Below are 13586 nucleotides of genomic sequence, written 5' to 3'. Positions count from 1 at the left end.
TCGCGGGAGCAACGCATTTTTCGACAATGATTTCTGTGGCGAGAGAGCTTGCTCCCGCTGGGGTGCGAAGCGCCCCTGAGAGCCCGCATCCGCGTGCTCTCAGTTAACACGGTGGCAGCGTTTGCGACTGCTGCGCAGTCCGGCGCGAGCAAGCTCGCTCGCCACAAGGACACAGGCGCGGCACACTATCGGTTCCGGCAAAGGAAACGCCCATGCTCAAGACCCTGGCGGTGGCCAATTACCGCTCGATCAACAAACTGGTGATTCCGCTGGGCCGGTTGAACCTGATCACCGGCCCCAACGGCAGCGGCAAGTCCAATCTCTATCGGGCCTTGCGCTTGTTGGCGGAGACCGCTCAGGGCGGCGTGGTGAATGCGCTGGCCCGCGAGGGCGGGCTGGATTCGACGTTCTGGGCCGGCCCGGAAACCATCAGCCGGCGCATGCGCAGCGGCGAGGTGGCGGTCGAGCCGACGGTGCGTCAGGGCGTCAAACGTCTGCGCCTGGGGTTTGCCGGGGAGGATTTCAGCTATTGCATCAGCCTCGGCCTGCCCGACTCCAATGGACATTTCATGTTGCCGGGGGACAGTCATCCCAGCCCCTCGCGCTTCAGCCTCGATCCGCAGATCAAGCGCGAATGCATCTGGGCCGGTCCGCTCTATCGCCCGGCGAGCCTGCTGGTGGATCGCAACGGCCCGATGATCCGCGCCCGCGAAGCCCGCAGCTGGGACGTGCTCGCGCAGCACACGCCGAACTTCGACAGCCTGTTCGATCAGGTCGGCAGCCTGCGCAGTTCACCGGAAGTGTTCCAGATGCGTGAGTTCATTCGCCGCTGGCGCTTCTACGATCACTTTCGCAGCGACGTCGACGCCCCGGTGCGCCAACCGCAACTGGGCACCCGCACGCCGGTGCTGCACCACGACGGCCGCGACTTGGCCGCGGCGTTGCAGACCATCAATGAAATCGGCGACCCCGAAGCGTTGCAGGCCGCAATCAGCGATGCGTTTCCCGGCGCACGGCTGAACATCGCACCGTTGGCCGGCGGACGCTTTGCCATCGAGTTCTTTCAGGAGGGCTTGTTGCGGCCGCTGTCGGCAGCGGAACTGTCAGATGGGACGTTGCGTTATCTGCTGCTGGTCGCGGCTCTGCTGACACCGAGACCGCCGACATTGATGGTGCTGAACGAACCGGAAACCAGTCTGCACCCGGACCTGCTACCGGCGCTGGCGCGGTTGATCATTCGTGCCTCACAGGAGTGTCAGGTGTGGGTGGTGTCCCATGCGCGGCGGTTGATTTCGGCGCTGCAGCAAGACCCCGAGTGCAATTGCATTGTGCTGGAGAAGACGCTGGGGCAGACCGGGATCGTCGGGCAGCGGGTGTTGGATGAACCGGCGTGGAACTGGCCGGACTAACCCCACCTGATCATTCCCACGCTCTGAGTGGGAACGATCAGGTGGGGTTAGTCCGGCCACTTGCCACCTTCCACAATCACACTCTCAGCCTGGTGTCATCGCTCAGCAGATCCTTGGCAAAACGCCGACCAATCTCGGTGTCGAAGCCGACGTAGCGCCCAGCCTCATCGACGAAACCGAAAACTATCCTGTGGGTTTGCCGGGAAGGAATAAGAAGGCTATTTTCCTTTGCGCTGTAGGAAGGATCTTTTTTGCACGAAAGCCCTCCAAGGACGAACAGCTTTTGGCCAGACTCCCCCGGCCAAACCATTACAAGGAAGACAACATGGACGTAAAAGTGCCGCAGCGACTGGATCCGCAGGACATTGTGAAATTACTCGTGGCGTTGCGTCGGGCGTTGAAGACCCAAGTGGCCTGAGCCTGGAGCCCGAAGCGAGGCACAGTTGTGGCGAGGGGGCTTGCCCCCGTTGGGTCGCGTAGCGGCCCGCTTTGATCTAGAAAAGGGCCTGCTGCGCAGTCCAACGGGGGCAAGCCCCCTCGCCACAACAGCATTCACATGCCCCAATTCGAACAAGTGCAAAAACGCCGATGACCATCACTGGCCATCGGCGTTTTCATACTTTGAAAGGGTAGTTCAGGCGTCAGATCAGAACGCCGGCAGTACCGCGCCGTTGTACTTCTTCTCGATGAACGCTTTGACTTCCGGGCTGGTCAGGGCCGCAGCCAGTTTCTTGATGGCGTCGCTGTTCTTGTTGTCCTCACGGGCCACCAGGAAGTTCACGTAAGGCGAATCGGCACCTTCGATCACCAGAGCGTCCTTGGTCGGGTTCAGCTTGGCTTCCAGCGCGTAGTTGGTGTTGATCATGTCCAGATCAACTTCTTTCAGCACGCGTGGCAGCAGGGCCGATTCCAGTTCCTTGAACTTGAAGTTGTGCGGGTTCTTGGCGATGTCTTTCGGAGTCGCCAGCGCGTTGTTCGGATCCTTCAGTTCGATCAGGCCAGCCTTCTGCAGCAGGATCAGGGCACGGCCGCTGTTGCTGCCTTCGTTCGGGATGGCGATGGTGGCGCCGTCCGGCAGATCAGCCAGTTTCTTGTACTTGCTCGAGTAGCCACCGAACGGTTCAACGTGCACGCCTTGTACAGTGACCAGGTACTTGGACTTGTCATCCTTGTATTTGCCAGCGTTGAAGCTGTCCAGGTAAGGCTTGGTCTGGAAGTAGTTGGCGTCCAGACGCTTCTCGCCGACTTGCACGTTCGGTTGCACGTAGTCGGTGAAGACTTTGATTTCCAGATCCACGCCTTCTTTGGCAAGGGTCGGTTTGATCAGCTCGAGGATTTCAGCGTGCGGTACCGGGGTCGCCGCGACCACCAGTTTCTCGCCGGCCTGGGCCAGACCAGCAGTCAGAGCAGCCGCCAATGCGGTAAACAACAGAACCTTTTTCATGCAGTGTCCTTATCGAGAATCACGATCGCGGATGGCGACGGCTATTAATACGAGTGCCAGTGAAGTGCTATCTCTGGCGTGACGCGGACAATACCGGGATTTTTTATTCCCGGACAATAACGTTTATTCACTTTGATATTCCATTTTGCTCATACACGCGAGATAGACAGGTAGGAGCTGCCGCAGGCTGCGATCTTTTGATTTTCAATAGCTTGAAACCGCTGAAGATCAAAAGATCGCAGCCTGCGGCAACTCCTACATGAGCCCGACGTCTTTCAGTAACTGCTTTAGCGCCTGCTGCTCGGAAGCGGTGCCATTTCCCAGGATTTGTTTGATCTGGCTTTCGATCTGCACCCGCGCCGGTGGCAGGTTCAGGTGTTCCGGGAGGATTTCATCACCAGTGCTGACCAGCAGCGCAAAGTGAATGACGTTTTCCAGCTCGCGGGTGTTGCCCGGCCAGCTGTGGCGCTCCAACAGGTGTTGCGCCGCTTCGCTGATCAACGGCACCGGCAGGTCGAGGCGTTGGCTGTAGATGCCGAGAAAATATTCCGCCAGCGACAGGATGTCGCCGATTCGCTCGCGCAGCGCCGGCAATTCCAGTTGCCCTTCGCTGAGGTAGTGATAAAGCCGTTCATGGAATTTCCCTGCGTCCACCGCTTGCGCCAGGTCGATGCTGGTCGCCGCCACCAGGCGCACGTCCACCGGGCTCGGCTGATGGGCTCCGACACGGGTAACTTCGTGGTTTTCCAGAGCGGCGAGCAATTTGATCTGGATCGGCAACGGCAGGTCGCCAATCTCATCCAGATACAACGTGCCGCCATTGGCCGAACCGAACCAGCCGGCGCGGCTGCTGGCCGAGCCTGTGTAACTGCCAGCGGCATAGCCGAACAGTTCGGCATCGGCGTAGGTCGGGCTGATCGCGCCGCAATTGACCGAGACGAACAGACCGCTGCGATCACTGGCCCGGTGGATGTGGCGGGCGAGCAGCTCTTTACCGGTACCGGTCTCGCCACGGATCAACACCGAGATGGCACGCGGTGCCAGGTGCTCCAGCTCTTCGCGCAATTGGCGCGAACGTGGATCGACGAAGACCAGCGCCTTGGCGCGGATGCTCAGGGGGCTTTTTTCCGCATCGGGAAAGGTCAGCAACGGCTGACCGAACGTTTCAAAACTCATGGCAGACTCCCGCCCACAACCGCCGGGAGACGGGGGCGATCAAAAAGAAAATGTACAACTCAAGCGCGACGCCGGGCGTGGTGTTCCAGGCGGTTTTGCAGGCGATAGAGGTAGGCGAACCCCTGCTCCCAGCGCTGATGCCCGGACTTGACGTTAATGTGCCCGGCCCCGGCGAGAATCCCCGCCTCGGCGCCCCAGTTACGCGCCAGTTCCAGTGCACGCGGGGCACTGACGGCGGCGTCATTGTCGGAGGCGACGACCTGGCTGGGGAACGGCAGCAGATCGCTCGGGATCGGGGCGAAATTGCGCAGCGCCGGCGCGCAGGTCGGACGCTCGACATCCGCAGGCGCGACCAGCAACGCCCCGCGCACCTGCCGCAGGTACTGCAGCGGCGCAGTGGCCGCCCAATGCGCAACGGTGACGCAGCCGAGGCTGTGGGCGATCAGGATCACGGGCGTGCTGTCGGCGGCAATCGCCTCGGCCAGCGCAGCGACCCAGTCTTCACGTCGTGGCGTCAGCCAGTCGGCCTGCTCCACCCGGGCGCTGTTGGGCAGGCTGTTTTGCCAGTGGGTTTGCCAATGATCTTCTGGCGATCCTTGCCAGCCCGGCACAATCAGATAGCGGATTGATTCGTTGCGCATGGGGGAGCTCTCCTGCGTCGTGTCTGTTCCTGATCGAGTATAGGGACGGGATTTATATTCGTTAAGGAATAAGAAGCTATTTGTTAATACCTGAAACGAATATAAATCGCTCTCTGTAGGAGCTGCCGAAGGCTGCGATCTTTTGACCCTGTTTTTTAAGATCAAAAGATCGCAGCCTTCGGCAGCTCCTACAGAGCAGTGCCGTTCGGGATAAAAAAAGGGCCGCACCCTGCCAAGGAGACGGCCCCGGAAAAACGAAAATCCTGTTACCGCGCCGTGATCACCGACAACTTGGTAATCCCCGCCCGCTCGATCGAAGCCATGGCTCGCGCCACTTCGCCGTAGTTCACCCCGTCGTCAGCCTGCAGTTGCACGCGCACTTCCGGGTCTTTCGCCTTGGCCGACTTGAGGTTGAATTCCAGCAGGTCCGGCTGAATTTCATCCTTGTTGATAAACAGTTTGCCGGCGTCGTCGATGCTCACCACCAGCGGGTCTTTCTGCTCGACCGGCGCCACGGCTTCGGTCTTCGGCAGGTTGATCGGAATCGCGTTGGTCAGCAGCGGCGCGGTGACGATAAACACCACCAACAGCACCAGCATCACGTCCACCAGCGGCGTCACGTTGATCTCGCTCAGCACCTCGTCGCTGTCTTGCGTGGAGAAGGCCATATCAGGACGCCTCCTTCACTTTTGTCGCGTTGCCCGGCGCCGCTACCTTGTTCGCGGTCGGGTGGATCAGCACGCGGAACGAGCTCTTCTGCGCCAGGCTGTAGAAGTCATGAGCGAAGTCATCCAGATCCGCGGCGGTCAGTTTCAGACGCCGCAAAAAGTAGTTGTAAACCAGCACCGCCGGCACCGCGACGGCGATCCCCACACCGGTGGCGACCAGTGCTGCACCGATCGGACCTGCCACGGTTTCCAGGCTCGCCGAGCCGGCTGCGCTGATGCCTTTCAAAGCTTCCATGATTCCCCACACCGTGCCGAACAGGCCAATGAACGGCGAGGTACTGCCGATACTCGCGACCACCGCCAGACCGGTTTCCAGCGAACGGCGTTCGCGCACGATCTGCTGACGCAAGGCGCGCTCCAGTCGATCCTGATGGTTGATCGCCTGGCTCAGGTCATTGGCCTGCGGCGCCTCGCCCACCTGAATCGCCGCGTAACCGGCCTGCGCCACCCTGGCTGCAGCCCCAGGTTGGGTTTCGCTCAACTCGGCGGCGGAATCCAGACTCGACGCCGCCCAGAAGCGCTTATGAAACTTGCGATCCTGCGCCTTCAGACGCCCGAACTGCACAGCCTTGAGCAGGGCCAGCCCCCAAGTGGCGACGGAAAAAACCACCAGCAGCCAGATCACCGCGCTTTCGATGGATTCCAGTGGAGATGCCAGTAACGTCATGATGTGTTCCCTCGTGTAAACGTTTAGCGCGAAATAGGTTTCGGTTTAATGAATCTTGAAATCGATGGGCACGCTGACCCAGCCATCCTGGGCAACATCACCCTGCTTGGCCGGGACGAAGCTCCACTGCTTGACCGCGTTCAGCGCTGCATCGTCGAGCTGTTGCCGGCCACTGCTTTTCTGGATCTGGATCTCGCCCGGTTTGCCATTGGCCAACACGTGCACCCTTAGCATCACCGTGCCCTCCCAACCGCGACGCTGGGCCAGCGACGGGTATTCCGGCGCCGGGTTCTTCAAATACGCGGCGTTGGCCGAGGCCGGTGTCACCGGCGCTGGGGCCGGTGGTGCAGGTGGCGCTGGCGCAGCGACCGGGGCTGCCGGTTGCGGCGGCGCGGGTGGTTGCTCAACGGCTTTTGCCGCCGGTTTCGGAACCGGTTTGGCCACCGGTTTCGGCTTGGGTTTGGGGATCGGCTTGGGCGGTGGCGGCTTCACCGCCAGTTCGTCTTCAACCGGCGGTGGCGGCTCGATCACCGGCGCCGGTGGCGGCGGTTCGACCACTGGCGGTGCTGGCGGCGCCGGCCGCGAAAACTCGATGGTCATCGGCGGAATTTCCGGCGGCACGATCGGCAACGCCGGTGTCGGATGCTGATTGATCCAGTAGATCACCGCACCGTGCACCACCAGCGCCAGCACACCCAGCAGGATCGCTTCGCGTCGGCTCAGAATGCCCTTGGGCGCGCGCTGCAAACGCAACTGGCCCAACGGCACGCGATGAGGTCGGCCAAGATCGACCAATTCGCCGCTCGGCGTCTGACGCCACAGCAATTCCTGTGCGCTGGCGGCGGTCTGGACATTGCCCATTGATTCACTCCCTGCGGTCTTTTTGCGTTCTCTACAAAAACTGCCGATCCGCCGTTTGTTGAATCCCCCACGACAGATCGATGGGTTAATCATTGGGTCTGACGCTTATCTCCGAAAGTAATTTTTCAGGTTATACATAGACCATTCGGAAATATGAGAACTGATCATTTTTCGCAGCCCCATGCCAATCAAGGGCTGTAGCCGAACGGACGAAATCCGATGCTTTTCAAGCATCAGAAATATTCGTACAAGGTATGGGTTCGTCTACATGCCCACTTACAACAATCACATTGCATGAGTTGTCACGAGCGCATTAGATCGCTATCGCGTTATCAATCGACTCAGGAAGAGTAAGCATGCAATCAAGCAAATGGACATTGATCTACATGGCGCTATTACTGGCGCCGCTATCGCTCGCCACTGCCAGGGACACGGCCCCGGTTGAGTTGGAAATCACCAATAAAACCGGTTTTCCGATTTATGTGTTTCAGGGAAAGTGGCGCGGTGTGGTTTTGCCGGATGAACACTTTCAGGCCAAAGACTACAAATCATCGGCGTTGACCGTCTCAACTTCGACGCCCGAGGCGGGATTCAAATTCGTCACGCTCAGTCAGGCAAAGGGCTGTAAAGCACAAACGTGTATCTTGATCGACGGCAACTGAATGTTGCCGAAGGGAAATATCAGACACGTGCGCCGCCTATAAAAAAGCCGCCATACCCGATGAGGGTATGGCGGCTCTTATTTACAGCGCTTATTGTTTGACGAATTCCCCGGCCACGCCTACAACATCGCCATCAAAGTTATTGCGTGAGCCAACCGCACGAACTTTCGAATAGTTGTGGTCCGGCGAGAACAATGTCCAGGACTGATAACCCGTGCCGTCATTGAGGGCCGTGAACGTGATGATCGTAGGCTGGCCGGTGCTGTTCTGGAAATGGTAATGCCCATAAGCGATGTCGTAGTTCACGCCGTTCTGGCTGAACTTGCCGCTGAAAGTGCCGTTGGAATCGTTGCCATCGGTAATCGTCAGTTTGGCGCCAGCGTTAGCGTTTACATAATTGCCATTAATGCTCGACATAACGAGATTCCTTTATCGTTGGATAATTGTCTTCCGATGAGAGCAAGTTTCCTCCTGGAAACTCACGACAGTCAGGATGGTTCGACATTCAAATATTGTCCATGCCACAAACTAACGAAATTGCAATAACCACTGTTCTGGTTACTCATAAGTTATTGCCAATCCGTCGAGCATTAATTCCATTTCTACTAATGACTCACGTTGGTCTGCTGCACGCCAATGGCGGGCAACATGATGCAGCGCCTTGAACGATCCAATCAGAAGTCGTAGCGACCGGTCACACCGAGGGTGCGCGGGGTGCCGAGCAGGCCTTCGTAGCCGCCGTTGCCGCCGGTCCACAGGGTCGTGTAGTAGGTTTTGTCGAAGGCGTTTTTCAGCCACAGCGAGACGTCCCACTGCCCCTGGTTGAAGTCGCCGCGCAGGCCGGTGGAGACGTTGACCACGGCGTAGCTCGGGATCTGCCCGTAGTCGGAATCCTCGACCGTGCCCACGGCTTTGGAACGGAACGCATAGCTGGCGGTGACGTAGGGTTCGAAGCCGTTGGCCAGATTCCATTTGTATTCGCCATTGGCGTTGCCGATCCATTTCGAAGCGCCGACCACCTGATGACCGCTGAGGTCGCAAGAGGCCGGCGCGCCCGGTGCCTGGCTGACTTCCGGCGGGCACGGCGCATCTTTGTACGAGAGGTAGCTGACGTCGTTGTACGAACCGTTGAAATTCAGGGTCAGGCCACGCAGCGGGATCACCGTGCTTTCAAACTCGACGCCGCGTGAGCGCACGGAGCCGGCATTGGTCAGGTACTGCACGCGATTGACGTCGTCGTAGGCGTTGGTCTGGTAGGCGTTGACCTGGGTCCAGAACACGTTGGCGTTGAGCTGCAGACGGCGATCCCACAGGGTGCTTTTGAAGCCGAGTTCGGCGTTGTTGGCGCGCTCGGTGCCGATCAGCAGCGAGTCGGCGCCGGCGGTGGGCGCAGACCCCACAGCGAGGTTCACCCCACCGGATTTTTCACCGTGGGACAGCGTGGCGTAGCCGAGCAGATCATCGGTGATGCGATAGCTGAGGTTGAGCAACCCGGACGGGCTGGAGCTGTACTGATTGAGATCGCCGGAGTCGTATGCACCGGTACGTCCGCGTCGAGCGGTGGCCGCTGCGCCGGTCACCGCAGCGCCACCGACTGGCGCATCGCGGGTGACCCAGGCGTTTTTCTCTTCATAGGTGCCGCGCACTCCGGCAGTGAAATCCAGACGCTCGGTCAGGTGCCAGGTGCCCTGGGCGAACAGCGCGAAACTGTCGGTCTTGATATGGCCATTGCCGACGCTGCCGACATTGGCCAGGGCACCGCGCGGCGTGCCATTCCAGATGTCGGCCTGCGGGCCGTAATAGGCAAAGGATTTGTTGTCCAGGTCCGAGCCGAAGTAGTACGCGCCCACCACATAATCGAAGAACTCGCCCTTGGGCGAAGCCAGACGGAATTCCTGCGAGTACTGTTTGTCTTCCACCGAGACGCCGGCGTTATAGGTCGCCGCCACGTTGAGGCCATCATCGTTGGCCGGGGTGAAATTCCAGAAGCGGTAGGCGCTGATCGAGGTCAGGGTGAAATCGCTCGGCAACGTCCAGTTGGCCTCCACCGACGTGCCGCCCTGATGCACGGTGACGTGCTGGTCGTTGTCCAGATTGACCTTGCGGTGCGACCCGTTGACCAGCGTTGCGCCGGCGGCATTGGCCCGCGATTGATAGAGGTTGACGCCGTTGATGGTCGGCCCGGTGTTGTACAGCACGCGCGTGCCGGCGCTGGAGTCCTCTTCGTTGTAGTCGCCGATCCAGCGCAGATTGAAATCTTCGTTGGGCTTGAACAGCAACTGCGCACGGAAGCCATTGCGCGATCCGCCATTCAGGTCATGGCCGTTGTATTCGTTCTTGATGTCGCCGTCGCTGCGGGTGCGGTAGGCCGAAAAGCGTCCGGCCAGTTGATCGTTGAGCGGCCCGGAAATGGTGCCCTTGGTCTGGAAATAACCGTCCTCGCCGACCGAGGTTTCGATGCTGCGTTCCGGCGTGAAGGTCGGCGCGCGCGTGCTGATGTTGATCACCCCGGCGGTGGTGTTCTTGCCGAACAGCGTGCCCTGCGGCCCGCGCAGGACTTCAAGCTGTTCGATGTCCATCAGGTCGAACACTGCCATCCCCGGACGGCCCAGATACACGTTGTCGATGTACAGACCGACGCTGCCTTCCAGGCCGTCGCTGGCCGGGTTGTTGCCCAGGCCGCGAATCGACACGCTGGACTGGCGCGCGTGCATGTAGGCGACGTTGACGCTGGGCACCAGTTGCTGCAGATCCTGAATCCGGTAGACCCGCTGCGTCTCCAGGGTCTGGCCGCTGACCACGCTCATCGGCGTCGGCACGTCTTGCGAACTTTCTTCGCGACGGCGGGTGGTGACGGTCACGGTTTCCAGTTGCGAACTGTTGGCCGTCGGTTTGCCCGCAGACACCGGCGGCGGGTTTTCAGCGTCGGCGGCGTAGCTGTGCGTCCAACTGGCGCTCCCTGCCAGCAACAGGGCCAGAGGCAGGCGTTTGAGCCGTCGTGGCGTTAAGGGTGACGCAAGGTTCAACGGACTCATGGCGCGGCTCCTGGTCAAAAAACACACAGACATCTTCAGCGCTGCATATTCTTTTAAGTTATTTATTTATGGATTTACAAATATTTACTGCATAAGAGATTGCCTTTATAAGGAGTCGACCTAATGCATATCCAATGCATTTCCCGGATATTTTTTATGTGAAAAATGCATATCGACTTGCGCCAGTTACGACACTTCATCGCCCTCGCCGAACAACGCAGCTTCGTCGCTGGCGCGCAGGCGGTGAACCTGTCGCAGTCGGCGTTCAGCCGCAGCATTCAGGCGCTGGAACACAGCGTCGGCTGTCAGTTGGTCGATCGCGGCCGCAAGGACCTGCCGCCGACCAAACAAGGCCAGGTGCTGCTCGAACATGCGCGACGGCTGGTCAGCGGCGCGCAGCAGATGGCCAACGAGATCAGCCAGTTCAACGGCCTGGAGGCCGGCGAGCTGCGCTTCGGTTGTGGGCCGGCGCCGGCAGCCGGATTGATCCCGCGAGCGATCGGCGCGTTCATCGGGCGTTACCCGAAGGCGCGGGTGCAGTTTCAGGTCGATGACTGGCAGAGCCTGAGCAAACGCCTGCTCAGTGAAGAGTTCGAATTCTTCGTCGCCGACACTCGACACTTCGAGGCCGATCCGGATTACCTCACCCATCGATTGCGTCCGCGCAAATGGCATTTCTGTTGTCGTGCCGGGCATCCGCTGGCCACTGTTGAACGGGTCACCGCCGAGCAACTGATGAGTTATCCACTGGCGGTGAGCATCCGTCCGCCAAACCTGCGCAAGGTGATCGTCGACCTCAGCGGCCGCCCGGATTTCACACCCAATGTGGAATGTGAAAACAGCTCGAGCCTGCTCAGTGTGGTACTGCGTTCGGATGCGATCGGGATTGTTGGCGCGTACTCCGATGCGCTGCATCAGGCCAAGGGTGAGCTGGTGTGTTTGAAGATCGAGGGCCTGGCCGATGATCTGGAAGAGTTGTACACCCGCTACGGGATTGTCAGCCGCGCGGGGTATCGGTTGTCGCCGTTGGCGGAAGCGATGATTGAGCAGATCAAGGCGATTGATGCGGTGGAGGAAGAGATGTGTTCGCTGGAGAATTTTGCGGTCTGATCAACCGCTATCGCGAGCAGGCTCACTCCTACAATGGATCGCATTCCAATTGTAGGAGTGCGCCTGCTCGCGATAGCGTCAGCCCAGGCACCGATGCATCCATTGCATAAAACCCATTCCCCAAATGCACTTGCCGAACACCCCCGCCGAAAGCGAAAACCCTCGCCTGTCTCTCTGACCGGTGAACCCCATGTCCAAGCCGCAAAACCCCGTGCGCAACGTGCTGTACATCATGTGCGATCAGCTGCGTCGCGATTACCTGTCCTGCTACGGCCACCCGCATTTGCACACGCCGAACATCGATCGCCTGGCCGCCGCCGGCGTGCGCTTCAGCCGCGCCTACACCCAGGGCACGATCTGCGGGCCGTCGCGCATGTCGGCCTACACCGGGCGTTACGTCAGCAGCCATCAAGTGGCGTGGAACGCCGTGCCGCTGCCGCTGGAAGAACTGACCATCGGCGACTATCTGCGCCCCCACGGCATCCGCACCGCGCTGGTCGGCAAGACCCACGCCACAGCCAATGTCGATGCCCTGCAGCGCCTGGCGATCAACCCGGACAGCGCGCAGGCCGAGGTGCTCAACGAGGTCGGCTTCGAACCGTACTTTCGCCACGACGGGATCTTCCCCGACGACCCGCTGTTCGACGACAAACGCGAATCCGCGCCCTACACCCATTACCTGCGCGAGCAGGGTTTCGACGGCCGCAACCCCTGGCACGACTGGGCTAACGCCGCCGAAGGCGAGAACGGGGAAATCCTCAGCGGCTGGCAGATGCGTCATGCGCATTTGCCAGCACGAATTCCCGAGCAATTTTCAGAGACTGTCTACACTACAAATCGAGCCACCGACTTCATCGGTGAGCAAGGTGACAAATCCTGGTGTTTGCACCTGTCCTACATCAAACCGCACTGGCCCTACATCGTACCGGCGCCATACCACACCTTGTACAGTACGAAATCGATTCTCGAACCGGTCCGCGCGACGCCCTCCGAAGCCAGTAAACACCCCGTATACACGGCGTTTCGCCAGCACGAGGAAAGCCTCAACTTCTCCCGTGATTCAGTACGATTGAATGTAATCCCCACCTACATGGGCCTGATCAAGCAAGTGGATGATCAGCTCGGGCGGCTGTTCGATTTTCTGCAGAGCAACGGTCGCTGGGAGGACACGTTGATCGTGTTCACCAGCGATCACGGCGACTTTCTCGGCGATCACTGGCTGGGCGAGAAGGAGTTTTTGCTGGAGCAAGCGGTGGGCGTGCCACTGATCGTGCGCGACCCGCGCGCGGCGGCGGACATCACCCGTGGCACGGTGGATGAGCGCCTGACAGAAACCATCGACGCATTGCCGACGTTTCTGCAGGCACTGGGCTTGCCGGGGGCCGAGCATCGGCTGGAGGGACGCTCGCTGATCCCGCTGTTGCACGGTGAAAATCCTGACTGGCGCCACTATGCAATCAGCGAATACGACTACGCCTTCCAGGCCCCGGCACGCGAGCGACTTGGGCAGCCGATCGACCGTTGCCGCATGACCATGGTGCGCAGCGAGCGCTGGAAATACCTGGCGTACGACGGCTTCCGACCGCAGTTGTTTGACTTGTTGAATGATCCGCAGGAACTGCGCGATTTGGGTGAAGATCCGGCGTACGCGGCAGTGCGCGAGGAACACGCGGGGTATTTGTTTGAATGGCTGCGCGGGTTGAAGCGGCGGACCACGATCAGTCATCAGGAGATTGATGTGCGCGGGCAGCGGTTTCGATATGGAGAGCCGGAGACCGAGAAGGTCGTTCAAATCGGCGTTTGGTGAAAAGTATCGCTGGCAAGCCAGCTCCCACAGTTTTGCGGTGTACACA

Annotated in this window: 12 protein-coding genes and 1 pseudogene; 4 read left to right on the top strand and 9 right to left on the bottom strand. The window is 59.9% G+C overall.

The window, feature by feature from the left end; translation table 11 throughout:
- Positions 1–212: 212 nt before the first annotated feature.
- A complete protein-coding gene (locus KKQ10_RS11450; protein ID WP_215501158.1) occupies positions 213–1409 on the top strand; it encodes an AAA family ATPase in 1197 nt (398 codons plus the stop codon).
- A gap of 85 nt (positions 1410–1494) precedes the next feature.
- Here KKQ10_RS11450 and KKQ10_RS11445 read toward each other — a convergent pair.
- The 7 genes and pseudogenes from KKQ10_RS11445 to KKQ10_RS11415 form a co-directional block, all read right to left on the bottom strand.
- Positions 1495–1638 (bottom strand): annotated as a pseudogene (locus KKQ10_RS11445) (glutamine ABC transporter substrate-binding protein); the annotation flags it as partial.
- A 417-nt stretch (positions 1639–2055) separates the two neighbouring features.
- Entirely contained in the window at positions 2056–2853 is a 798-nt protein-coding gene (locus tag KKQ10_RS11440) for a MetQ/NlpA family ABC transporter substrate-binding protein (RefSeq protein WP_127648489.1), read from the bottom strand.
- Between the two features lie 255 nt (positions 2854–3108).
- On the bottom strand, positions 3109–4029 hold the full coding sequence (locus KKQ10_RS11435) for a sigma 54-interacting transcriptional regulator (RefSeq protein ID WP_127648488.1): 921 nt from the start codon (positions 4027–4029) through the stop codon (positions 3109–3111).
- Positions 4030–4088: 59 nt separating this feature from the next.
- The gene (locus tag KKQ10_RS11430) at positions 4089–4670 is read right to left on the bottom strand and encodes an alpha/beta hydrolase (protein WP_215501157.1); all 582 of its coding nucleotides are present in this window, start codon (positions 4668–4670) and stop codon (positions 4089–4091) included.
- 266 nt (positions 4671–4936) lie between these two features.
- Positions 4937–5338, bottom strand: a complete 402-nt coding sequence (locus KKQ10_RS11425) for an ExbD/TolR family protein (protein WP_215501156.1) — start codon at positions 5336–5338, stop codon at positions 4937–4939.
- Between the two features lies 1 nt (position 5339).
- Positions 5340–6065, bottom strand: a complete 726-nt coding sequence (locus KKQ10_RS11420) for a MotA/TolQ/ExbB proton channel family protein (protein ID WP_096797442.1) — start codon at positions 6063–6065, stop codon at positions 5340–5342.
- Between the two features lie 45 nt (positions 6066–6110).
- Complete coding sequence (locus tag KKQ10_RS11415; RefSeq protein WP_215501155.1) at positions 6111–6926, bottom strand: energy transducer TonB; 816 nt, start codon at positions 6924–6926, stop codon at positions 6111–6113.
- Positions 6927–7282: 356 nt separating this feature from the next.
- On the opposite strand from KKQ10_RS11415, the gene KKQ10_RS11410 reads away from it, so the two are divergent.
- The gene (locus KKQ10_RS11410) at positions 7283–7588 is read left to right on the top strand and encodes a hypothetical protein (RefSeq protein ID WP_127648484.1); all 306 of its coding nucleotides are present in this window, start codon (positions 7283–7285) and stop codon (positions 7586–7588) included.
- 90 nt (positions 7589–7678) lie between these two features.
- On the opposite strand, the gene KKQ10_RS11405 is transcribed toward KKQ10_RS11410, so the two are convergent.
- Both KKQ10_RS11405 and KKQ10_RS11400 read right to left on the bottom strand, forming a co-directional pair.
- Positions 7679–8005: a hypothetical protein gene (locus KKQ10_RS11405; RefSeq protein WP_215501154.1), complete on the bottom strand. Its 327-nt coding sequence runs from the start codon at positions 8003–8005 to the stop codon at positions 7679–7681.
- Positions 8006–8262: 257 nt separating this feature from the next.
- Entirely contained in the window at positions 8263–10623 is a 2361-nt protein-coding gene (locus KKQ10_RS11400; protein WP_215501153.1) for a TonB-dependent receptor, read from the bottom strand.
- A 165-nt stretch (positions 10624–10788) separates the two neighbouring features.
- Between KKQ10_RS11400 and KKQ10_RS11395 the strand changes: the two genes are divergently transcribed.
- On the top strand, positions 10789–11733 hold the full coding sequence (locus KKQ10_RS11395) for a LysR family transcriptional regulator (protein ID WP_215501152.1): 945 nt from the start codon (positions 10789–10791) through the stop codon (positions 11731–11733).
- 190 nt (positions 11734–11923) lie between these two features.
- Positions 11924–13540, top strand: a complete 1617-nt coding sequence (locus tag KKQ10_RS11390; RefSeq protein ID WP_215501151.1) for an alkaline phosphatase family protein — start codon at positions 11924–11926, stop codon at positions 13538–13540.
- Positions 13541–13586 lie beyond the last annotated feature (46 nt).

The sequence above is a fragment of the Pseudomonas sp. MG-9 genome, from assembly GCF_018729515.1.
In the GTDB taxonomy this organism is placed as follows: Bacteria; Pseudomonadota; Gammaproteobacteria; order Pseudomonadales; family Pseudomonadaceae; genus Aquipseudomonas; species Aquipseudomonas serboccidentalis.
Note: the sequence above shows the minus strand (reverse complement) of the source record. Positions and strands in the feature narration are given on the sequence as shown.